Genomic DNA, 491 nt, shown 5'->3' on the forward strand with positions numbered 1-491 from the left:
TATTTTAGCCATTGCTGCCTTCGTTGAAGGTGCCTGATCTGTAACTACCTTTTGAGGCTTACCAAATTGTTTAATGAGACGTTTGATAAACGCATATGCTGAATGATTATCTCGTTGCTTACGCAACCAAATATCTAATGTATGTCCCTCTGTATCAATGGCACGATATAAATAGCTCCATTTTCCTTTTATTTTGATATACGTCTCATCAATACGCCATTTGTAATAAGCTTTTTTATGCTTTTTCTTCCAAATTTGATATAAAATTGGGGCATATTCTTGAACCCAACGGTAGATCGTTGAATGATGAACGTTTACACCACGTTCTCTTAATATTTCAGATATATCACGATAGCTCAATGCATATCTTAGATAGTAGCCAACGGCTACAGTGATAACATCCTTGTTAAATTGTTTATATCTGAAATAGTTCATACAGAAGACTCCTTTTTGTTAAAATTATATTATAAATTCAACTTTGCAACAGAACC

1 protein-coding gene is annotated in these 491 nt (G+C 33.6%); it reads right to left on the minus strand.

The features are described from left to right. A partial coding sequence (locus AC2D8K_RS12600; protein ID WP_216699886.1) for an IS6 family transposase occupies window positions 1–435 on the minus strand: 435 nt, incomplete at its 3' end. Window positions 436–491 lie beyond the last annotated feature (56 nt).

The organism is Staphylococcus sp. 510 (assembly GCF_057219715.1).